The sequence below is a fragment of the Tritonibacter mobilis F1926 genome, from assembly GCF_000376545.2.
Taxonomy (GTDB): Bacteria; Pseudomonadota; Alphaproteobacteria; order Rhodobacterales; family Rhodobacteraceae; genus Epibacterium; species Epibacterium mobile.
On sequence record NZ_CP015231.1, the window covers coordinates 1195434 to 1215667 of the forward strand.

19 protein-coding genes and 2 pseudogenes are annotated in these 20234 nt (G+C 56.1%); 9 read left to right on the forward strand and 12 right to left on the reverse strand.

Translation table 11 applies throughout. The annotated features are described in order from the left end of the window. Nucleotides 1-86: 86 nt before the first annotated feature. Nucleotides 87-1163: a DUF4123 domain-containing protein gene (locus tag K529_RS21170; protein ID WP_005613831.1), complete on the forward strand. Its 1077-nt coding sequence runs from the start codon at nt 87-89 to the stop codon at nt 1161-1163. Here K529_RS21170 and K529_RS21175 read toward each other — a convergent pair. From K529_RS21175 to K529_RS21185, 3 genes are read right to left on the reverse strand one after another with little or no spacing between them, the layout of a single operon-like run. Further along, nucleotides 1151-2563, reverse strand: coding sequence for a T6SS phospholipase effector Tle1-like catalytic domain-containing protein (locus K529_RS21175; protein ID WP_005613828.1), 1413 nt, complete (start codon nt 2561-2563; stop codon nt 1151-1153). The genes K529_RS21170 and K529_RS21175 overlap by 13 nt on opposite strands. Further along, entirely contained in the window at nt 2560-3138 is a 579-nt protein-coding gene (locus tag K529_RS21180; protein WP_005613826.1) for a hypothetical protein, read from the reverse strand. Before K529_RS21180 ends, K529_RS21175 begins: the two co-directional genes overlap by 4 nt. Further along, a complete protein-coding gene (locus tag K529_RS21185) occupies nt 3135-3848 on the reverse strand; it encodes a GAD-like domain-containing protein (RefSeq protein ID WP_040641603.1) in 714 nt (237 codons plus the stop codon). The genes K529_RS21180 and K529_RS21185 overlap by 4 nt, the downstream gene beginning before the upstream one ends. A 463-nt stretch (nt 3849-4311) precedes the next feature. Here K529_RS21185 and K529_RS21190 point away from each other — a divergent pair, with 463 nt between their 5' ends. Then, the gene (locus tag K529_RS21190; RefSeq protein ID WP_005613821.1) at nt 4312-5268 is read left to right on the forward strand and encodes a Hint domain-containing protein; all 957 of its coding nucleotides are present in this window, start codon (nt 4312-4314) and stop codon (nt 5266-5268) included. A 12-nt stretch (nt 5269-5280) separates the two neighbouring features. Here K529_RS21190 and K529_RS21195 read toward each other — a convergent pair whose 3' ends face one another. Then, complete coding sequence (locus K529_RS21195; RefSeq protein ID WP_005613819.1) at nt 5281-5463, reverse strand: hypothetical protein; 183 nt, start codon at nt 5461-5463, stop codon at nt 5281-5283. 78 nt (nt 5464-5541) lie between these two features. On the opposite strand from K529_RS21195, the gene K529_RS21200 reads away from it, so the two are divergent. Then, entirely contained in the window at nt 5542-6066 is a 525-nt protein-coding gene (locus tag K529_RS21200; RefSeq protein WP_005613817.1) for a CBS domain-containing protein, read from the forward strand. Between the two features lie 52 nt (nt 6067-6118). On the opposite strand, the gene K529_RS21205 is transcribed toward K529_RS21200, so the two are convergent. The 5 genes from K529_RS21205 to K529_RS21220 form a co-directional block, all read right to left on the reverse strand. Beyond that, nucleotides 6119-7660: a polyamine aminopropyltransferase gene (locus tag K529_RS21205; protein WP_005613814.1), complete on the reverse strand. Its 1542-nt coding sequence runs from the start codon at nt 7658-7660 to the stop codon at nt 6119-6121. Further along, nucleotides 7657-7881 carry a DUF350 domain-containing protein gene (locus K529_RS21210; RefSeq protein WP_005613811.1) on the reverse strand — a complete coding sequence of 75 codons (225 nt, stop codon included), beginning with the start codon at nt 7879-7881 and terminating at the stop codon, nt 7657-7659. Before K529_RS21210 ends, K529_RS21205 begins: the two co-directional genes overlap by 4 nt. Before the next feature lie 12 nt (nt 7882-7893). Beyond that, nucleotides 7894-8058, reverse strand: a complete 165-nt coding sequence (locus K529_RS23765) for a hypothetical protein (RefSeq protein ID WP_040641601.1) — start codon at nt 8056-8058, stop codon at nt 7894-7896. Continuing rightward, the gene (locus K529_RS21215) at nt 8055-9188 is read right to left on the reverse strand and encodes a DUF4178 domain-containing protein (RefSeq protein ID WP_157888514.1); all 1134 of its coding nucleotides are present in this window, start codon (nt 9186-9188) and stop codon (nt 8055-8057) included. The genes K529_RS23765 and K529_RS21215 overlap by 4 nt, the downstream gene beginning before the upstream one ends. A gap of 148 nt (nt 9189-9336) precedes the next feature. Continuing rightward, the gene (locus tag K529_RS21220) at nt 9337-9900 is read right to left on the reverse strand and encodes a DUF4178 domain-containing protein (RefSeq protein ID WP_227512499.1); all 564 of its coding nucleotides are present in this window, start codon (nt 9898-9900) and stop codon (nt 9337-9339) included. Nucleotides 9901-10202: 302 nt separating this feature from the next. Here K529_RS21220 and K529_RS21225 point away from each other — a divergent pair, with 302 nt between their 5' ends. Together K529_RS21225 and K529_RS21230 are read left to right on the forward strand one after the other, a co-directional pair. Next, nucleotides 10203-10640: a hypothetical protein gene (locus tag K529_RS21225; RefSeq protein WP_005613804.1), complete on the forward strand. Its 438-nt coding sequence runs from the start codon at nt 10203-10205 to the stop codon at nt 10638-10640. After that, nucleotides 10637-12973 (forward strand): DEAD/DEAH box helicase family protein, encoded by a 2337-nt coding sequence (locus tag K529_RS21230; RefSeq protein WP_005613801.1) that lies wholly within the window; start codon nt 10637-10639, stop codon nt 12971-12973. Before K529_RS21225 ends, K529_RS21230 begins: the two co-directional genes overlap by 4 nt. 134 nt (nt 12974-13107) lie before the next feature. Here the strand turns inward: K529_RS21230 and K529_RS23350 are convergent. Both K529_RS23350 and parE read right to left on the reverse strand, forming a co-directional pair. Further along, nucleotides 13108-13349, reverse strand: a pseudogene (locus tag K529_RS23350) (transposase); the annotation flags it as partial. Nucleotides 13350-13452: 103 nt separating this feature from the next. Further along, nucleotides 13453-15411: a DNA topoisomerase IV subunit B gene (gene parE / locus K529_RS21235; RefSeq protein ID WP_005613798.1), complete on the reverse strand. Its 1959-nt coding sequence runs from the start codon at nt 15409-15411 to the stop codon at nt 13453-13455. A 373-nt stretch (nt 15412-15784) separates the two neighbouring features. Here parE and K529_RS21245 point away from each other — a divergent pair. From K529_RS21245 to K529_RS21260, 4 genes and pseudogenes are all read left to right on the forward strand, one after another. Beyond that, nucleotides 15785-16391 (forward strand): annotated as a pseudogene (locus K529_RS21245) (peroxidase-related enzyme). Between the two features lie 96 nt (nt 16392-16487). Further along, nucleotides 16488-17126, forward strand: a complete 639-nt coding sequence (locus K529_RS21250) for a DUF1007 family protein (protein ID WP_005613794.1) — start codon at nt 16488-16490, stop codon at nt 17124-17126. Nucleotides 17127-17130: 4 nt separating this feature from the next. After that, on the forward strand, nt 17131-18114 hold the full coding sequence (locus K529_RS21255; RefSeq protein ID WP_005613792.1) for a nickel/cobalt transporter: 984 nt from the start codon (nt 17131-17133) through the stop codon (nt 18112-18114). A gap of 161 nt (nt 18115-18275) precedes the next feature. Further along, the gene (locus K529_RS21260) at nt 18276-19694 is read left to right on the forward strand and encodes an MATE family efflux transporter (protein ID WP_005613790.1); all 1419 of its coding nucleotides are present in this window, start codon (nt 18276-18278) and stop codon (nt 19692-19694) included. A 65-nt stretch (nt 19695-19759) separates the two neighbouring features. Here the strand turns inward: K529_RS21260 and K529_RS21265 are convergent, their stop codons facing one another. Then, nucleotides 19760-20164, reverse strand: coding sequence for a hypothetical protein (locus K529_RS21265; protein WP_005613789.1), 405 nt, complete (start codon nt 20162-20164; stop codon nt 19760-19762). Nucleotides 20165-20234: the final 70 nt, after the last annotated feature.

Genomic DNA, 20234 nt, shown 5'->3' on the forward strand with positions numbered 1-20234 from the left:
GTGACTTCAACTCTACCTTGAATTTGTCCCTCTGCAGGCTCATAGTGCCTTAAAATTATTGTATGATTTTGGGATGTGCCGGGACAATGGCAGACGAGGACTATTGGCAAAATATTGGTGCTGATGTGGGGGATGGAAAAGGCCCTTCGCCCGTGTCTGCGGTAGAAATCAAGCGCTTTGATAAAGGCTTGCCGGTCGTCCAAAAGATCGGTCAAGCGGTGACACCTCAGGAGGTTCTTCCTGATGATTTCTTGTCCCCAGATGGTGCAATCTTTGCGGTCTTGGATTCCAGCTGTCTTGAAAGCCTCCCTGTATTGTTGGAGGCGGAAGGTCTTGAGCATGTGAGCCTGTTTTCCGGGGAACTGGCGAGTGTCGCGGGCGATGCGGCTCCCTATCTGGTCAGGTTGCCACAAGAGTCTGACCTGCTGCGCGCATTGCTGACCACATCAGAAGATGGAAAGGTTAAAGCCGGTGCGTTCTGGGCGGCGCAAGCTGGGATTTTTGTGCAAACGTCGCTTTCGCTCTCGCAGCTGCGGACGCATTTGCGGCGCTTTATGCGTGTGCTGGACGCGCACGAACGGGCGTATTTTTTCCGCTTCTGGGAGCCTTTATGTGCTGAGGCGTATTTCTCTGGACTTGATACTCGTGCGCCAAAAGCGGCGCGCTGGTTTCATCCTCATGATATGTCGGAGCCACTCATGGCGATGTGGTTTCCGGTGTATGCGTTGGATGGCGCAAACTCTCTGGTCCGTTGTAAGCCCAATCGCGAGCTCAAACACGTGACACCTGAGCGCGGCAGCTTTCGGCTCGATCAGGCAGATTTAGAGATATTTTCGCATTTGCAGTGGCGACGTGATGTTGGCCTGATTGCTGATAAACTAAGAGAAACACCGTTTGAAAAAGACCTGCCGGACCGAGATCAGTTGCTCATGCTATGTGACGCGACCATGCGGCGGATGATTGGATACGGTTTTACGCAGCTGGATATGCTGTATTTGCTCTGCGTCTGGGAGGTTCAGTACGGCCCCACGTTTGAACAGCAAAAGGACGCAAAGTCAGTGCTTCAGATCATGGGGCGTATGGAGAAACCCGCAGAGTGGCGGTTTGCCCAAGTTAAAGACGAGATGATCGCGCGCGAGGCCGAGACAAATCACTTGGCCTGACCGGCTTCATTCCAGTCGATTGAACGCTCAAAGCCCGGTTCCGGCGACATACCGATCTTGTCGAAGTTTGACGACATATGCCCAAAATCGCGCAAGGCGACGCGTCGCATATCAGCAGAGGGTGTTCCGCCGGATCGCATGGTTTGAGCTAAGGTTTGCAGGTCTCCTGGGATGGCATATTCGCCGCTGGTTGGCAGATCGCCCAATGGAACGCCGCCTGCAACGGCTGCGTCGTACATCATCGCAAGTGGGATACGGGACAGGCCGAGCTGAACCCACGGTCTGTCGAGGCGCGCAGCGGTGGTATAGCTGTAAGTACTTGCCACGAAACCGGCAAGGCCCGGAGCGGGTGTTTCTCTGATCGGACCCGGTTCGTTAATCAGACCGCCACGCGGGTCGCCTCGATCAATCCAGCCTTCGCTAACGTAGAAACTTTCGAGCGAGTCTCGCGCCGCCGCGGCTTCGGCGACATCCGCAGCACGTGCCGCCTCGGCATCTGCACGGCTATGAAAGGTTCTGGTTCTTGCTTTCTCCACCAGCGCTTCACTGCCGGTGCCCGCGTAACCGCCACCGATATCCGAATGCGCACCTGTGCAGGATTGATACGGTCCCCCTCCGGGTGTGTTGTGATTGAGGCGGAAATTCTCTCGATATTCGTTCTCTGCCACGAGGTGCATAATGCCATCAGCCTGAGAAGTGGACATATGGACGTTTACGGGGCCGTTGTCGTCATTGGTGCCAAGCCCGACGGCTGCAACCGTGTCGAATATTCCAACGAACCGAATGCGTACATTGCGCCCTGCGGGGAGGGAGGCGCGATTATGATCGACATGAACGCCACGTAGCAGAGAATAGTCCAGCGCGTCATATTCGATGAAACCCTGACGAAAGCAATTGACGAAGTAGCGCGCTGCCGCCGCGCCTCGACTAAAGCCAAACACGTCCAGCACGACCTCGGTCGGCTCCACACCGGGGCTTAATCGTCTCACGCGATTGCCGACCTCGACACAGGCGTCAAAAACACGGGCTTCTACACCGGTTGGACCCATGCCCACCGCTGCGCCCGTTTTGTTTCGTGGATTCCAGTCAGCTTCGCCAGCAGTGGTGCCAATGCCTTCCATGTAAATTCGATCGCGCTTGATGGCATAACCGCAAGAGTTGCGGGTCCAGTAACGAGAGGAATATTGATAAAGGTCATTGAGCAGCACGACGTTCGTGAGTGACGAGTTATAACTGTCCGAATAGTCACTTGAGGGTCCCCGGACGTTTGCCGCGTTGTTACCGGTGCCATCAAAAAACACCCCGATCTCGAGTGTGACCGCAGGGCAGGTCTGCGCGATGTTCCCGGCAGATCGGTTGAGGCCTTGAGATTGTTGTGATGCGCTCTCGGTCAAGCTCATGATGCAGGCTCCGGGCAGGTGGTCTGATCTGGGACGGGTGGGTAATCAAAACGAAGAGCTTCGGCCAGTAGCGCGTGTGCATCGACTTCGGCAGAGATATCTCGATCTTGCGTGGGGGTGCGTGTACCGCATTCGGACGCGAGATCCTTGCCAGAACCTGTGTCTGAAGGGTCGGTCCCTGCCACAAACTGCCCATTTGGTCCGAATATGAGCGTTATCGAAGCGGTATTGAGGGAATTTCGCATAAGATCATCTGGCGAAACTTCCAGCGACGCTTCCCATGCGCGGTCAGTCAGCAACTCGACCCATTTGGCCGACACAGCGATGGTATCTTTGTTACCTGCTGACCAGCTCAACGTATAAGCTCCAAGGTTGCGTGGTATATTCGCGTCTTCCGCCTCGCCCGTCACAACTGTGGTATTAAACGGAATTTTCAAACCCTCAACCTTCGCTTCCGTTACCAAGACAGGAGAGTAGGAATAGCTGGCCATGGACAGGTTGGCCTGTGTCGGGGCCTCTTTCCAGCACCCGGTCAGGGCCAACATTGCCATCAGCGCGGCCCAAACCTTTGTCATTTGGGTGCTCCTATAGTACGGATGTTGGGCCGACCTGTTGCCAAATCAGACAGATACCAAACCTTGCTTTGCGCGCGATCCAGCAACCACTCCGGATAATGCGCAGCATATAGTGCATCAAAACGTGGGTGAGGATCTGCAGTGATCGCTTCGCCCGGCGCGTAGATCACCATGCGTGGCAGTGGATCGAAGGCCTCTTTTGCGCGCTCATACATGGGTTGCTGGTTCTCGTCCGTCATGTCGAGAATAAGCCCCTCTGCTTGCAGCAGCAGTTCCAGCGCCACGGTGTCGGGGTGTGATTTCATCTCCGGACGATGGAAGAAAGGGGCTTCAATCAGACCGAGCACGATATTTACATGCACGATCCAGTGCTGTTCGCTCCACAAGAAGAGATCCCCAAACGCGGTATGCGCAACTGCATGAACATTTGGCACACCGAATTCATCACTAAAGTCTGGATCGCCTTGGAAAATCGCATTGGTGGCTTCACGCAGCTCGGCCGGAACACACAGACGTAGCCGACCATCTGTAAGATCCCCGACTCCGTAGTTGTCCCAGAAGTCGAGAAGCAGCGGAGCCACTTTGCCTTCATGGAAGGCAATCTCTTGTGATCGGACGTCCACCGCGTTCTTTAACGGGCCTCGGTCGCGGACCAGATTGCTAAGTGCTGTGTCAGCCGATTGGCCGGGCAGGTTGCTTCGAAAACTCATGGGTACAAAAATCGCTGTCTATAGGTGTCAGGAATACATGAACCATTCGTTCGATCAACCCAAGCTGTTCTCTCTTTGATTGTACCCTCGGCGAGGGTTCGCCGACGAGGCGGCCCCATACCTGTGAGTTGCCTTGCGTCAGGTCGGTTTTGGAGCGCTCATTAAAAGTCTAATGGTGATAGCACTTTGGGGGCATGATCTGCGAGATATTCATGTGGTTGGCCTGACCGTGCAGAGCCGACCTTTCACGAGTCGAGCGTAGTTTCGCGCGTTGTCGTTTCGCCCATCTGGACACTCGAGCAGGTCGCATTTAACGGGTGCGCAGCTTTCGCCAATTTGGCGTGGCAGTGCCACGTTTGTTAGGATGCCGTACATTTCCTTTTGGTAGTAAGCGGACCTCGCTCGTTTTTAGCGTATTGAGTACCGCCGGGTTTGGCAAAAGAACTTTGGCTCAATAGGTCTCATGGCTGATTATGTGATAAATGCGGATAGTTTTGGCTCGTTTTACAAAAACGTAGGCCAGAACGGGTCTGATGACACTGTAACGGTGAATATCGGATCTGGCTTTCGCGGTGCGATTACCGTCGACTCGCAACCCGCTGACGGTGAAATCGATGAGACCACCGTTATCATCCCAGAAGGATGGGAGCTGCGGCTTGTCAGCAATTCTCAAGACGACAGTGTCGAAGATCCTGCTTTTAACGATTTGTCCTATGAGGTCTATAACGCCGCTGGCGAGGCCGTCGGCACACTGAGCATTCGCAGCAATGCCACAACAGGCGTCCCCTGTTTCCTAAAGGGCACCATGATCGACACGCCGCAAGGGGCCATGCCGGTCGAACAATTGCAGATCGGGGACTTTGTTTTGACCAAGGATCGAGGTGCACAACCGATCCGCTGGATTGGATCCCGAAATATCGGAGCGGCAGATCTGGAAAAGGCACCCAATTTGCGACCGATCCGCATCACAGCAGGCGCGCTTGGTTTTCGACTGCCCGCAACGGATTTGATTGTCTCGCCGCAGCATAGGGTATTGCTGCGTTCCAGAGTTGTGCAAAACATGTTTGGCGTGGGCGAGGTGATGGTCGCCGCAAAAAAGCTGCTTGCACTGAAGGGGATCGAAATTGCCAGCGACCTCTCTGGCGCGCATTACTACCACTTTCTTTGTGATCAGCATGAGGTTGTGGTGGCAAATGGGGCAGAAACAGAATCCCTGTTTCCCGGCCCCGAGGCGCTCAGATCCGTCGGAGCAGAAGCGCTTGCCGAGATTTATATGCTGTTTCCAGAGTTACAGCAGTGTCCTTACACGCCTGTTTCCGCGCGCCCTTTCCCCGAAGGGCGTCAAGCGCAACAGCTCGCTGAGCGTCATTTGAAGAACAACAAATCCTTGGTGTGCGCGCAGTGCGATCTGCGCAGCTGAGCGGTGGTGGAGCTACCCCACCTGCAGCGGCACAAACCCGAGTGACAGCAGGCAGGCAGCTGCGATGAGGCCAAATATCCAAAGCTGAAAGCGTGGCCCTTCGTTCTTCCAGACACTGCGATAGCGATATCCTGCTAGACAGGCGATCACGAACAGCAGGGTGGCGCTTGTTGAGGAGAGGGTCAGTTCGGTCAATTTCGTTTCCTTTGTAGGAACACATTTACTCAGGCGAGAATTGTAATACCGTATAAGATGATAAAGAGAGGAAACGCCATGCCTGCTTCATATACTCCGAAAACACGCGGTTCCGAGACATCGGACAAGAAGACCAGCAGCCAAACTCTTGATACAAACATGTCTGCAGCCCGTGCCACCGTTGGCGATGTCCTTGCAAACAAGAGCGGTGATCTGTTTTGGATCAATCCGCAAGATACCGTCGCAAAGGCCGTGGAGGTTCTGCGTGACAAGGGTATCGGGGCGCTTTTGGTCAAAAACCCGCAAGGCGAACTGGTCGGGATTTTGTCTGAGCGCGATATCGTCCGACGTCTGGCGGATACGCCGGGTGAAACGCTGCCGCAAACTGTCGAGGGGTTGATGTCGACGGATGTTATCACAGCGACTCCGGACCAGTCCGTGGTTGAGGTTCTGCGTCTCATGACGGATGGCCGGTTCCGGCATATGCCCGTTTTGGAGCAAGAACAATTGGTCGGTATGATCACCATCGGAGACGTGGTGAATTTCCGTCTGACCGCCCTGGAATACGAGGCGCTACAGCTCAAACAGCTTATCGTGGGGTAAGGAGTTGAGGGCCTGTTTCGCTCTTATGACGCGGTGGAACGGCCTCAGGCCCTCAACGAAACCAATAGTCCCATCCATCGAGGTAATATTGGACCAGCGCATGTGATTGCATGGTGTTGCTCTGCGCGGCAAGCCGCGTGGAGTCCGCTCCAAAGACCTGCGCTGCTTGCCAGACCTCAGGTGTAAGATAGCTTAATTGTGTGACCTGCTCGAACTTTAAGGGGCGGGGGGCGAGGGTTGTCGCCATGACAAAGCCCCATTCGCCAAAGCTGGGCACATAGCCATGATAAGGGGTGACCCGCCAGCCACGCCCCTGCAGTTGAGGTACTTCTGTGCTCTCAAAAGTTTCTACAATTGACCAGAACGCCTGTCGGGCAAAGAGGGGCGAACCCGCCTGTGTGACGATGATGCCTTGAGCCGACAGGCGTTCACTGAGCAGGCGATAGAATTGCCGGGTGTAAAGCTTGGACAGAGTGATCGTTTTAGGATCAGGCAGGTCGATCAGGATGACGTCGAAACTCTCGCGACTTTCTTCGATAAAGCGCCATGCATCCTGATTGAATACCGTCAACCGCGGATCGTTCAAGGCATTGTCGTTCAGAGCGGTCAAATCAGGGAATTGCGCAAAAATCTCTGTCACACGAGGATCTAAGTCGACCAGTGTGACCCGCGCCACATCATCGTATTTCAGCACCTCGCGTGCCGCCAACCCATCTCCACCACCAAGGATAAGAACGGATGCGCGCCGTGGTGCAGAGGCCATGGCGGGATGCACCAAAAGTTCGTGGTAGCGATGCTCGTCAAGGCTGTCGAATTGGATGGAGTGGTTTAAGAACAATCGGATACGATCTTTAAAATGGGTGATGGTGATATTCTGATAGGGCGTCGTCTCGGAGAGGATCACCTCATCTTCAAAGAGCTGTGCTTCGGTAAAAGCGACCAAGCGTTCAGATTGCCACAGCCCTCCGAGCGAAATCACTAATGCACCGGCCCAGAACACCACTGACGCCATCCGCACCTGCTGGCGAAACACCCACAGCGATAGCCCGGCCACCACAAGGTTCAAAACACCAAAGGCGAGGCTTGCCGACATCAACCCCAATTGGGGCACAACCAGCAGCGGGAACGCCAAGGACGCGACCAATGCGCCGATATAATCAACGCTGAGTACGTTTTCGAAACGAAACCGCTCAGCGCCGATCGACTCTAGTACACGGGCAATTAGTGGGATCTCCATCCCCGACAACAAACCGACCAAGATCAGTAAGCTATAGAGCATAACCCCAACTTCGCCGGAACTGGCGTAGGTCAGGAACAGGATGGGCGCGAGAAAGCCGCCAACGACACCAAGGAGGATCTGAACCCAGATGAAGCCGCCCACCGGATCGGCAACAAAGCGCGACGCCCAGGCGCCACCGCCCATGGCGGATAGAAAAACCCCGATCACCATGGAGAATTGCCGCACGCTGTCCCCGAGCAGATAGCTCGATAATGTGGCGGCTATCAGTTCGTAAATCAGGCCTGCGACCGCAACGAGAAATGTCGCCAATAACAACCACAGCTCTCGCGGATCGACCCGCCGCGCAGGGGTCATGACAAGATTACGGCCGCGATGATGATAGCGAGCGAGAGATAAACCATGCCGATCAACACGGCCAGCGCGAGGTTCTGTTCCTTTTCCACCTGTTCAAGCAGATGAAACGGAGTGACGCGATCCATGATCTTCCAGATGACAAACATCAGACCAGCGCCGAGAAAAGTGTAGAAGATCGTGCTGATGATCTCAGTTAATTTGATCGCCGAAAAGTAATCCATGTACGGTCTCCGTCATTTGACGCGGTTGGAATTGAGATAGCCGCCACCGCCGCTGCCAAGGCGGATGGAGCGGTCGAGATCGCGGCTTTCACCGCCGTATCCTTTGTAGGAGGCGTAGCCCGCAACGCAGATCGCAACGAGACTGAGGCTAAGAAAGACGATGCGGAATAGGTTCATTCTTCGTCCGTCCAGTCGCTTTTGGCCCATCGCCGCTGGTGCTGAAAATAGCTGATGAACCAGGGCACGGCCGCAATTACTGCAAAAACGAAGCCCAGTCTATAAAGCCAAGCGCCGTTACTCTCACCCGAATAGACGCTCACGGACAGGTTGCTCACCGGCGCTTTGTCACCTTGTGTTGGGCCCCAAATTCCGGTTTCGGAAATTTCCAGCGACAATGTGTGAGTGCCAGCCTTTTCGGGGCGAAAGGAGACAGTACCGGTGCGATTGTTCTCGATCCACGACTCGCCTCCATCATTGCCGAAGTAGTATTCGAGTCCTCGACCTGCGGCAAAAACAGGCATGTCATCCGGGTCTGTGACTTCGATTTCTACCCATGCCCAACTGTTTCTGACATCGCCTTCTATTGTGATCCGTGACAACCTGCCAACGTCGGTGATTTCAAACGGGATCTCGACTGGCAGGTCGCTGGCAAGAACGGATTTCGCGGGGAGGCTGCGCGACCCGGGCAAGCCTCCGAGAAGCACGCCCAACACCACGCAGACCACAGCAAGCGCAAGGGGCGTAATTCGCAAGAAGTCGAAGTTTTTCCCCTGTATCAAGGGAGTTAGTGGGTGGCTGCCTTGCGCGGCTGGTAAGTCAGTGACACCAAAGGCCTGCTCTACCTCCTCGCGTCGCAGATAAATGCTGCGTTCAACTTCACGCTCGGTCTTGGTTTGCGTAAAGCTGACCATCGCGGTGTCGGACAGCACGCTGACAGTTGTGCTGCGCTCCCCAACTGAGGGTGCCCATGTAAATTCGCCCTCGGCGAAAGTAACCTCGCTGTTGCTCGTTTCAAAGTAACGGTATCGGTCATGCCCGACCCAGATCGTGGGGCGATATTCCGCCCGCTCCACTGTGGCTGATGACATCCAGACCAAATCTCGCAGGCGTCGGGTCCAGATGAAATGCCCCATCTCGAGCGTGATCCACGCATAGCCGTGAGTGGGGGAATACAATTGATGATCCACCCAAGTCCAAGTTTCACCACCGTAGCGTTCGCGTAGTCCAATCGTGCCAATGATTGTGTACTCTGCGCCCCTCAGCGTTCCCGACATGCCAATCCGAAGCGGGCTGTCGGGGCGCGGCATGTCCTTAAATTGCTTTAACGCCTTATAGCCAGCATGTGCATCCAGCATCGTCCCGCAATAGGGACAGACATGTACCATCACACGCCCACCGCCCAAGAGGTCTAGCCCCGCCCCGCAGGAGGTGCAGTTAATGGCGCTGAGAGATGGATCACGAGCCACGGCGCGTCTCGTTTACTACAAGGAAAGGGTCGATCCAGCGGCCGATGAACCAGCGCTGGTCCTCATTGCAGATCTCACCGGACAACACATCATTTGCACCAGACTGCGCGTTGATAAACCGGTACCGTGCGCCAACCTGTAGAACTTCGTCAAAGCTGCCGCGCAGGGCCACACATTCTGCGTTGTCTTCTTCGATCACTGTATAATTGGTTCCGTCATAAGAGAAATCGCGCCCGACTGTCATGGCTCTGGTGACGGTAGGCCAGCTGCGGCGTGGGGCAGGGCGCTGCACAATGACGTCGCCTTCATCGACAGAAACCCAGACGCTCTGGTGATGAAAATCGAGCCCCCAGAATTCTTCCCAAAAGCCGCGCCCATAGGAGAACCGAGCATGCCCATGGATGGTGACCTGCGTGGTGTCACACATGATCGTATCACCCACATCAAAGAGTTGCGGGACGTCATGCATGGCTCCAGCAGCGCCCGCTGACCGCAAACCCTGATCTTCCAACAAAAGCGTTGTGCCACATGACGCGCATGTGGTGATTTTCACCAGTTTAATCTGGAGATCGACGGTGGCTCCGCAATTTGGACAGGACACTGATTTTCGCTTAATGGTTGATGTGAAACTTGACCGAAGACTACGAAAAATGCTTCGGCGTGCAACTCGAAACCTCTCAAAGCGTGGTTGCCCTCGTGGGTGCTGAGTTCTCTGGTCTAGGGGAGCAGGTATGCTTCAGGGCGCATCGATGAGAGCATGTTCGGTTTCTGGTGGAAGGGTTTGAGTTTGCGCCTGATTTTGACTACCTGTCTCAACGGATGCGATGCTAAAACAGGTCACTGGGATAGGCTTAGATGAATTGGTTTTTTCGAGTGTTTCGAAAAACAAACCTCTCGCGTTTGGAGCGCGCTCAGAACCGGATCGATCGGGGGGCAGAGCAGTTTCGACAGGCGGCAGAAGCACTGCCCGCCGCGCAGGCACGGGTTTTTTGGGATCTGGCGGCGGCATCTACAAATTTGCGCAATGAAATTGCACGCACGCCCGACATGATCACTCCGCTCCGCAAGATTATCTTTTTTTACCTGCCCAAAATGGCGGAGTTGAGCCTGCGATGGGCGCGCCTATCAGCCCAAGATCCGTTCACCGAAGTTGGGGCTGCGGATCAACAGGAGTTTGACAGCTACCTTAGCATCTTGGAAAACGCGCTATCTGTTTGCAAAATGCGTCGCCATGATGAGCTGGAGCGCGTTATGGCGGCATTTCAAACGCAACTGCGGCGGCTCGACGGATGAGCATCACTTGCTTGTTGGGCGCAATGGCGTTTCGCCATAGCTGGCGCAGTTATCAAGCGCGCATTCTGGATGATCTCGAGGCCCATTTAGATGACCGGAAGCTACATATCGTTGCGGCTCCCGGCGCAGGTAAGACGGTGCTGGGTTTGGAGATCATCCGAAAGCTTGGGCTTCGCACGTTGGTGCTCGCACCCAGCCTTTTGGTGCGGGATCAATGGATTGACCGGCTGCGGAGTGATTTCCTCTCTGACCCGGACGTTGATCTCTCCCAATATGTCAGTACCGATCCGGCGGCGGATGTGGTCTTTCGGGTCTCGACCTATCAGAGCATCCATCAACGGCGAGGCGAGGCATTGCCCGCCTGTGAGTTGCTATGCCTCGATGAGGCGCATCACTTGCGCAAGAGCTGGTGGCACACGCTGAGCCAGCTTGCGGAGCACCACGATTGCGTTACGCTCTCGCTGACTGCGACTCCGCCCTATGATGCCGTGGCCCATGAGTGGGCAAACTACGATGCGCTCTGTGGCCCTATTGATGCGGAAATTTCAGCGCCGGAACTGGTGGCAACGTCGGATCTCTGTCCACATCAGGATCTGGTTTACACGGCTGTGACAACCTGCTCGGCGCAATATATGCGCAACGTGCAAGAAGAGGCAGAGAGCTTTTCACAGCTGCGTGCAGATCGGGAAATGCTCGCCCAGATCGCCGCACATTCTTGGATTGTGGATTGCAAAAAGCACGCGGATGAGATCCTAAACAATGCGCAATTATTCAGTGCGATGTTGGTTTACCTGCGGGATGCAGGTTGCTCTGTTCCGACATACGCGCGCCGTCTGTTGCAGATAGAAATCGCGGATATCCCGTCGCTGTCGTGGGGCTGGCTAGAGTTCTTGTTTGCCGGATTGAAAAAGGAGCTTCCGGCAACAATCCTAGATGTTCTAGCCCGGTCTGGCGCGCTACATAATGATCGTATCACGCTCCCTGCGCGCAAGTTCACCAAGCGCACGGAAATTCTGCAAGACGATGCGTCTCGGATGCAAGCCTGCCTAGAGATCCACGCGCTTGAACGCAGTATTCGGGGGCCGGGTTTACGGCAGGCCATTTTGGTTGATCGAGTTGGCCGGCTGTCATTGAAATCTGCGCTTCCGACCGACGGTTATAACGCAGCAAGCATGTTCCAGCGGCTCCTTGCTGACGGAGATCCGGGCGATCTGGCGATTATGACAGGTCAATTTATCGTGTTGCCGCGTGGCTTGGCTGAGGGCATCGAAAGCAAGGATCTACCTGATGCTGCGGGCTATGTGCTTCTGATGGGGCGAAGTTTCGATGCCGCCGTTACCCGAGCCAATCAGGCGTTTCGCTCTGGCAAAGTCCGGGTCGTCATAGGTACGCAGGCTTTTCTCGGTCAGGGTTGGGATGCTCCCTCTCTTAATTCATTGATACTTGGCACTAATTTATCTAGCTTTGTCGCTGTGAACCAGCTTCGCGGACGGGCCTTGCGTATTGATCGGTTTGCACCGGAAAAAAGCGCCAATATCTGGCATTTGGCGATCCTTCCTGACGAGGATGTTGTGGGGGAGGATTTAACCGCACTCGTGCGCCGTTTTGCCTGCTTTGCCCGTATCGACAGGGACGCGGGTGAAATTCGGTCCTATTTTGCACCAGAGCAGCGCTCTGATGTGCAAAATGCCAAAGCCTTACGACTGGCTCGAAGCTATGAAACCCTCCATTCAGACTGGGCGGAAGCGCTGGATGTGGGCGGCGATATCGGAGGAAGGCTGGTACGGGAAAGCTGTGTAAACTGGCGGCAAAGCCAGCTTATTTTGCCGCGACCCAGAGGCGTTGCTCATTGGTTTCGGGGACTGATTGGGCAACCCATCCCTGAAGCGGAAGTCGAACGTATGTTGTTGCGTTTGGCACGCGTGGTGTTGGAGAGCTTGAGGCAACTCTCGGAGATCCGCACAGATCACGATGCTCGCCTGTATGTCGCAAAGGGAGCGGTGGGTTTTTCTGTCGGGGTTCAGAATGCCTCGCGTTTTGAAGAGACCCTGTTTCACGACACGCTTCGCGAGCTGTTGAACCCGGTCGCAAACCCGCGCTACCTGATTCAGCTGCCCTCCGGCTTGTTTCGCCGGAATGCCCAGTTTTTTGCTGTGCCTTCCCGGTTTGATGGCCACAAACGGCGCGCCCAAGTGTTTTGGCGGAATTGGCAGGCGATGGTAGGGCGCGGCACCTTGACATATACACGCACGATTGCGGGTCGAGGCGTGCTGCAAACGGCGCGATTAAAGAGTGCTGGGCATCAGTCTGAGACACACCTGCTTTGGAGATAACCTCTCTCATCGGTGCATCGGCTCGACACCGCTCGGTGGCGGGATAGTCATTCATCTTACTTGGAGGTTTCTATCTTTGAAAATCCGCAAGATGGGTAATTCCCCCATTTTTGCCCGTCCAGCCCGGCTCACCACAATAGACCCTCTACGAAGTTGGTCGTTTGCCGCAGTGGCATACCGGACGCACCTTCAGTACCGAGCAGGTCTGGATCGCGGCATCGCTGAACCGGTACTGGCGTCCACGCCTACCGCTTGGGGGCGGCATCCAGACGATCTCGGGATCAAACCAAACCGAAAGCGGTCTGTGCTGCTTCAGCGATACACTATACGAAGGCCAGTTCTTGGTCTTGTCGTTCGTCGGGGGCCAACTGCTCATGTCTTCCAGCTATCATGCTGGATTCATACAGTGAATCCCCGGCGCAATTCGTGCAATAAAGCCCCTTCGGGAGAAAAGGTCTATGATTGGCGTGTAATGTACCTCAAACATCCAGCTCTTCCACGAACTTCGCATTCTCCTGAATATACTGAAAGCGCAGTTCGGGTTTCTTGCCCATCAGGCGCTCGACCAGATCGCCGGTCTCGCCGGGTTCGTCCTCGTCGATGGTGACCCGGATCAACTTGCGGGTCTTGGGGTCCATGGTGGTCTCTTTCAAGTCCTTGGCGTCCATCTCGCCGAGACCCTTAAAGCGGCTCACGTCGATCTTGCCTTTGCCGCCCAGACCCTTCTCCAACCACATGTCGCGCTCGGCCTCGTCGAGGCAATAAACACGCTTGGCACCTTGGGTCAGGCGGAACAGGGGCGGGCAGGCCAGATAGAGGTGACCACCGTCAATAAGCGGGCGCATCTGGGTAAAGAAAAAAGTCATTAGCAGCGAGGCAATATGGGCGCCGTCGACATCCGCATCGGTCATAATGATGATCTTGTCATAGCGCAGATCGTCGAGGTTGAACTTGGTGCCGAGTCCCACGCCCAGTGCCTCGCAGAGATCGCGGATTTCGGCGTTTGACGTGAGCTTACCCGACGCTGCACCGAGCACGTTCAGGATCTTACCCTTGAGGGGCAAAAGCGCCTGATATTCACGGTGGCGCGCACCTTTGCCAGACCCGCCCGCCGAGTCGCCCTCGACGATGAACAATTCAGTGCCGGCGCGATCCTTGGAGGTACAGTCAGTGAGCTTGCCGGGCAGGCGCAGCTTCTTGGTGGCTGATTTGCGCTGGGTCTCTTTTTCTTGCTTGCGGCGCAGGCGTTCCTCGGCGCGCAGGATCAGGAAATCGAGGATGGCGCCGGCGGATTTGGTGTCGGCGGCGAGCCAGTTGTCGAAATGGTCACGCACCGAGTTTTCGACCATCTTGGCCGCGCCCTCGGAGGAGAGGCGATCCTTGGTCTGGCCGACGAACGCGGGATCAGCGATAAAACACGACACCAGAGCGCAGCCGCCCGCCATCAGGTCGTCGCGGGTGATATTTCCGGCCTTCTTATTGCCGACCAGTTCGCCGTAAGCCTTGATGCCCTTGAGGATTGCGGCCCAGAACCCGGCGACATGGGTGCCGCCCTCGGGTGTGGGGACGGTGTTACAGTAGCTCTGGGTGAACCCGTCGCGTGAGGGCGTCCAGTTGATCGCCCATTCCACATAACCCGGCTCGCCGAATTTTTCGCGGAATTCGACTTTGCCCGCAAAGGGCGCATCGGCATAGACAGAGGATTTGCCCAATACTTCAGTCAAGTAGTCGCGCAGACCACCGGGAAAATGGAAGGTGGCCTCTTGTGGAGTTTCCCCATCCGTGATGGCGGATTTCCAGCGGATCTCGACGCCCGAGAACAGATAAGCCTTGGAGCGCACCAGTTTGAACAAGCGTGCGGGCTTGAAACGGTGAGAGCCAAAGATCTCCTCATCCGCATGAAAAGTTACGGTGGTGCCGCGCCGGTTGGGGGCCGCACCGATTCTTTCCACACCGCCCAAGGGCTTGCCGCGTGAAAATCGCTGCTCAAACAACTCCTTGTTCTTGGCGACCTGAACCACCAGCGAGTCCGACAGTGCATTCACAACGGAAGACCCCACACCATGCAGACCGCCCGAGGTCTGATAGGCCTTGCCGGAGAATTTACCGCCTGCGTGCAGAGTACAGAGGATCACCTCTAGCGCGGATTTGTCGGGAAACTTTGGGTGCGGATCGATCGGGATGCCGCGCCCGTTGTCGCGCACGGTGAGCGAGTAATCCTCGTGCAGTTCGACCTCAATCCGGTTGGCATGACCTGCGACGGCCTCGTCCATCGAGTTATCGAGGATTTCGGCAACCATATGATGCAGCGCGCGCTCGTCGGTGCCGCCGATATACATACCGGGGCGTTGACGCACAGGTTCGAGACCCTCGAGGACTTCGATGGAGGAGGCGTCATAGGTGTCAGACGAGGACGGGCTCAGGAGATCGTCGGCCATGTGCGGGTCGCTGCTCTTATCGTTGGGTTTGATTGTCGTTCATTATGACGCATGTGGTCCGGCGGGGGAAGAGGCCAGCGTGCCCTTGTGGATAAGGGAGAGAAAGGCATTTGTGACCGCTGACGATAGGGTCACGGTCGCAGGGTTTGAACAGGAGGCTGTCTCAGAAGACCCATCTCTCCTTCAGGTATGGGTAGCGGTGGCGGATGATTCAAAGAGAATGTGTGGTTGATGGCCAGGGTTGGCGACAAACCGGTGCATACGTGGCGATATTGGCCTTGTGCTCACAAAAACTCTACAACTTGGCAGACCCTTAACAATTGAAATACCTCGTGATGGTAATAGCATGACTGCAGTATGCATGGGGGACACGATGGCTTGGATCGAGACTGTTGCGCTTAACGAGGCAACTGGAAAATTACGCAAGCTTTTTGATCGCGTGAGCGGCCCGGATGGGAGTGTCGACAATATTATGATGGCACATTCCTTGCGACCTCATTCGATGGAAGGGCATATGGCGCTCTATAAAAACGTCTTGCACCACAGCGGGAATGCGCTGCCCAAATGGGTGCTGGAAATGATCGGCGTTTGGGTGTCTTCGCTGAACGGGTGCGAATACTGCGTTGAACATCATTACCAAGGTCTGAGACGATTGATGCAGGACGATACACGCGCAGAGGCGATCCGGGCGGCTATCGAGGCGCGGGACATGAATGCGCTGCCCAAGAGCAAGCGAAAGAGCGGCGATGAATTATGCGCGTAAGCTCACAGAACAACCCGCCGATATGGATGAGGCAGATCTACGACCGCTCCGTGACGCTGGATTGAGCGATGGCGAAATTCTCGAGATCAATCAGGTTGTGGCCTATTTTGCCTATGCCAATCGCACGGTGTTGGGCCTTGGCTGTTCCACTAAGGGGGATGTTCTGGGGCTTAGTCCCGGCAATGGTGATGACCCGCAAGATTGGGGGCATCAATAGGGAAAACCAAGATCCAGATGGCGGAAATTGGCACAGCTCTGAAACCCGGCGTTTTGTTCTCTTGAGCGGCGGCAGAGCCTTGGCTAGGGTCCGGATATGCTGAAGCCTGTCGCCACTTTACTTGCACTTGCCGCCCCACTGCCGGTGTTGGCGCATCCGCATATTTTTGTTGATAGCGGCCTGAAGCTTGAGGTGGACGCAGAAGGCATAGTGCAAGCCGCCGAGGTGACGTGGGTCTACGACGATTTCTACACGCTTCTGGTCTTTGAAGATATGATGCTCGACAATGATCTGGATGGTGAGTTGACCCCGGCAGAGCTTGAGCGGCTCAAAGGGTTTGATTTGAACTGGGTCGAGGGGTTCGAGGGTGATCTTTACCTAAGCCAACAGGATCTTAACCTCCATCTTGGTGCGCCGGAGCATTTGAGCACTGAAGTGCGTGATGGGGTCATCATCACACGTCATCGGCGGTTGGTCACCGAAGAGACACCGGTGAAGGCTGAAGGCGTGACCGCACGGATGTATGATCCGACATATTATACTGCATATGATCTGAGCCAGGGAGTTGAAGTCACCGGACCATGTTCGGCGTCGATCACGCCGCCCAATCTCGATCAGGCCTATACGCTTGTCGAAGAGCTGCTCTATGCGATGCCAACGCAACAGGCCGAGGATGCTTTCCCTGAGGTCGGCTCGGCATTTGCGGCAGTGGTTTCACTGGATTGTGAGAGCTGAAGAAATGACACGCCACCTGCCGGGAATTATCGCAGCGATCACGCTGGTTGCCGTTGCTGTGCTGGCGATTTGGCTCTGGGGACTGGGCGGCGCGGATCAGGTTTTGCGCGCGGCTGCTGAGGCGCAGCGGGAGGCTCAGAACGCGATGGCGCGGGGGCTGCGGGCGCTCAAAGGTGGCCAACCCGGGGCATGGTGGGGCCTGATGGGCGTGTGTTTCGCCTATGGGTTTTTTCATGCTGCAGGTCCGGGCCACGGCAAGCTCGTGATCGGTGGGTATGGTCTGGGGCGTGCGGTGACACTATGGCGCCTGTCGGCGCTTGCAGTGGCGTCGTCACTGGTGCAGGCCGCAACTGCGGTACTGCTGGTTTTGGCTGGTGTGTGGATGTTCGACTGGGGGCGCGAGCGGCTGACTGCAACAGCTGAAAACCTCCTGGCACCGGTCTCATACGGGTTGATGGCGCTATTGGGGCTCTATCTGCTGTTACGGGGGCTGCGGCGCGGCTGGCGGCTCTGGGATGCGAGGCGGCACAGCCATGATCATCATGGCGATCATGGGCATCACGATCATCATCACACTCATGCGGATCACCACCATGATCATGGTCCGGGTGAGGTCTGCTCCAGTTGCGGTCATCGCCATGGTCCGACGCTGAGCGAGGCCGAGAACCTCAGATCATGGCGCGAGGCGGCGGCGATCATCTTCAGTATCGCGGCACGTCCCTGTACAGGTGCCGTTTTCTTATTGCTTTTGACATGGCGGCTCGACGTGCTTGGGGCCGGTGTGGCGGGCGCTTTTGCCATGGGGCTCGGCACCGCCAGTGTGACTCTCTGTGTGGCGCTTCTGGCGGCGGGAGTTCGGGGCGGACTATTGGCGCGTATGATGTCAGGAGATGGCACTGGAGGCGCGCGCATTGCCGCAGCCCTGGAGGTCTGTGCCGGTGGCTTGGTCTTGGCGCTTTGTTTGCAGCTCCTCTTGCGGAGCATCTGACCCTTTCTAAACGGACAGAACCGCTGAGCAGCCGCTATAGGCGGGCTCTCGCCGGTTTTCAGACTGCCTGATCTTTGTGCAATTGTATCGGTACGAAAAGCTGTCTTGTCGATACAGGGCACGCGTCCTAATGGCTGTGTCTCATGAAGGAGGCCGATACAATGGCAAGTACACAACCTGCAGATCAGATGAGCTATGGCGGGCATGTTCGCGCGCTGTCGATCCTTGGCCTGCCGCTGATTGGTGGCCACTTGGCGCAGTTTGCCATTGGTTTGACCGACACCGTCATGCTGGGTTGGTACGGTGTGAATGAGTTGGCGGCGGTGACGCTGGCGCAGTCGTTCTTCTTTGTATGGTTTATCCTTGGTGCTGGTTTTGCCTTTGCTGTGATGCCTATGGTCGCCTCTGCCGTGGCGACGGATGATCATCGCCGTATTCGCCGCTCCACCCGTATGGGGCTGTGGTTGTCAGTGGTCTATGGCGTGCTGTCGATGCCTTTGATGTGGTATTCGGAAGCCATCCTTCTGGCGGCAGGACAAGAAGCACAGGTTGCTGCGGATGCTGGTACCTATCTGCGGATCGCGGGTTGGGGGATTTTTCCAGCACTATTGGTGATGGTGCTGAAATCCTATCTGGCGGGACTGGAACGCACGCAGGTGGTGCTTTGGATCACGGTGATGGCTGCGGTGGTCAATTCAATCGTGAACTACGTGCTGATCTTTGGTCATCTCGGCTTGCCGGAGATGGGCCTGCAAGGTGCAGCACTTGCTTCATTGGCGACACAATCCGTTTCGGTTGTTGCTGTGGTGGCCTACGCCCTGTGGCGCTTGCCGGAACATGACCTGCTGCGCAATCTGCAACGCCCTGACTGGGAGATGATGCGTGAGATTGTGCGCCATGGTCTCCCCATCGGTTTGACAACTCTGTGCGAAGTCAGCTTGTTCTCCGCCTCTGCCCTGATGATGGGGTGGCTCGGCACGGTGCCACTGGCCGCGCATGGCATCGCGGTCTCAGTCGCTGGTCTTACATTCATGGCACATCTTGGGCTCTCCAATGCGGCGACCATTCGTGTGGGCAATGCGTTGGGCCGTGGGGATAAAGCGCATATGGTACGCGGAGCAATTGTCGTAACGGTGGCCTCTCTGGTGATCGCGGTGGCAACAGCGTTGGTGTTCTTTCTTGCGCCGGAACCTTTGATCCTGCTGTTCCTTGATCCAGATGATCCACAAAAACCCGAGATCCTCGCAATTGGTGTGTCCCTTTTGGCCATGGCCGGGCTGTTTCAGCTGATGGATGGCATGCAGGCGATTGCGCTGGGGCTGTTGCGCGGGTTGCTGGATACAGGCGTGCCAATGGTGATGGCAGCACTCAGCTATTGGGCGGTAGGGGTTCCGACCTCCTACATCCTCGGGTTTCGCGCGGAAATGGGCGGGGTCGGTGTCTGGATCGGGTTGATCCTCGGCCTCAGCACGGCGGGTGTTCTGCTATTGCTGCGTTTTTGGCTCCACGCACTACGGCGCGTCCAGACCCCTCCATCGGGGAATGTACCGCCGAGCGATGCGATGGCCGGCTCCGCCTAACGCGTGCTAGGCCGCTCAGCGTATTACGTACGTCTTTCATGAAAGGCCGATCGTGTGCGGCAGGGTTATCGATCCTGCTCCAGACGGTCGGCTTTTTTGCGCACCAGCACATTGCGCAGATCATGCATCGCCAACAGCAGCGTGTCGGTCACCGCATCAAGTTGATCGTCGCTGGCCCGTGATTGCGCCCACTGAGTGGTCAGGTTGAGGTGGTCTACCGTGCGCAGAATGTCATCAACCTCCCGATGCAGCAGCAGTTCTGTGCGTTCAATGACCCATGCTTCAATTGCGGCTTCATCTTCAGCGCTCAGGACAGTGTCGCCGTGGGGCTTTATCTCGCCTTTCCTGAGATTCACCACCGCGATTTGGTCCATTTCAATACGACGATTGCGGTTCTCGGTGTCGAGACGGAACACGATTGCACCGTTCTCGCGGATGCGAAAATAGTAGTCGGGTAAGGCAGTTGTCATGAAAACCCTGAAAGAGATTGGACAGTCGATTTAACGTATCAGGCCCGAGCTCTAGGGCAAAGGGGGCTAA

Excerpts from the sequence above, each read along its gene's own strand:
- K529_RS21200 (WP_005613817.1), top strand. The coding sequence starts at position 5,542 with ATGCCTGCTTCATATACTCCGAAAACACGCGGTTCCGAGACATCGGAC.
- parE (WP_005613798.1), bottom strand. The coding sequence starts at position 15,411 with ATGGCCGACGATCTCCTGAGCCCGTCCTCGTCTGACACCTATGACGCC.
- K529_RS21215 (WP_157888514.1), bottom strand. The coding sequence starts at position 9,188 with ATGCCGCGCCCCGACAGCCCGCTTCGGATTGGCATGTCGGGAACGCTG.
- K529_RS21190 (WP_005613821.1), top strand. The coding sequence starts at position 4,312 with ATGGCTGATTATGTGATAAATGCGGATAGTTTTGGCTCGTTTTACAAA.
- K529_RS21255 (WP_005613792.1), top strand. The coding sequence starts at position 17,131 with ATGACACGCCACCTGCCGGGAATTATCGCAGCGATCACGCTGGTTGCC.
- K529_RS21210 (WP_005613811.1), bottom strand. The coding sequence starts at position 7,881 with ATGGATTACTTTTCGGCGATCAAATTAACTGAGATCATCAGCACGATC.
- K529_RS21175 (WP_005613828.1), bottom strand. The coding sequence starts at position 2,563 with ATGAGCTTGACCGAGAGCGCATCACAACAATCTCAAGGCCTCAACCGA.
- K529_RS21185 (WP_040641603.1), bottom strand. The coding sequence starts at position 3,848 with ATGAGTTTTCGAAGCAACCTGCCCGGCCAATCGGCTGACACAGCACTT.
- K529_RS21180 (WP_005613826.1), bottom strand. The coding sequence starts at position 3,138 with ATGACAAAGGTTTGGGCCGCGCTGATGGCAATGTTGGCCCTGACCGGG.
- K529_RS21230 (WP_005613801.1), top strand. The coding sequence starts at position 10,637 with ATGAGCATCACTTGCTTGTTGGGCGCAATGGCGTTTCGCCATAGCTGG.
- K529_RS21225 (WP_005613804.1), top strand. The coding sequence starts at position 10,203 with ATGAATTGGTTTTTTCGAGTGTTTCGAAAAACAAACCTCTCGCGTTTG.
- K529_RS21205 (WP_005613814.1), bottom strand. The coding sequence starts at position 7,660 with ATGACCCCTGCGCGGCGGGTCGATCCGCGAGAGCTGTGGTTGTTATTG.
- K529_RS21170 (WP_005613831.1), top strand. The coding sequence starts at position 87 with ATGGCAGACGAGGACTATTGGCAAAATATTGGTGCTGATGTGGGGGAT.
- K529_RS23765 (WP_040641601.1), bottom strand. The coding sequence starts at position 8,058 with ATGAACCTATTCCGCATCGTCTTTCTTAGCCTCAGTCTCGTTGCGATC.
- K529_RS21260 (WP_005613790.1), top strand. The coding sequence starts at position 18,276 with ATGGCAAGTACACAACCTGCAGATCAGATGAGCTATGGCGGGCATGTT.
- K529_RS21250 (WP_005613794.1), top strand. The coding sequence starts at position 16,488 with ATGCTGAAGCCTGTCGCCACTTTACTTGCACTTGCCGCCCCACTGCCG.
- K529_RS21265 (WP_005613789.1), bottom strand. The coding sequence starts at position 20,164 with ATGACAACTGCCTTACCCGACTACTATTTTCGCATCCGCGAGAACGGT.